Consider the following 242-nt stretch of genomic DNA (forward strand, 5'->3'; position numbering starts at 1 on the left):
CTGCGGGGAAAGTCCATACCGGCGTGCCACAGCACAAACCGTCTCGCCCGCATCGTAGCTCTCCGCCACTATCCGGGCCTTCTCCTCCCGCGGCCACTCACGCCGCCGACCCGAACCAGTGAAGATCTCCAGCCGACGGACCGGCTCCTCGTCCCTGGACTTAAGCGTAAACTCTGAAATCGTCATATGTCGAAGCCCTCAAAGGCATCGAACATCGTCGCTTACATCCACAAGCGAAAGGT

At 59.9% G+C, this 242-nt stretch carries 1 protein-coding gene; it reads right to left on the reverse strand.

Features of this window, described 5'->3' with window-relative positions:
- Positions 1-186 (reverse strand): transposase (locus AU465_RS32690; protein ID WP_192257111.1); only part of this gene is annotated, 186 nt, incomplete at its 3' end.
- Positions 187-242 lie beyond the last annotated feature (56 nt).

Origin of the sequence: Mesorhizobium silamurunense, from assembly GCF_014843905.1 — a bacterium.
Classification (GTDB): domain Bacteria; phylum Pseudomonadota; class Alphaproteobacteria; order Rhizobiales; family Rhizobiaceae; genus Mesorhizobium; species Mesorhizobium silamurunense.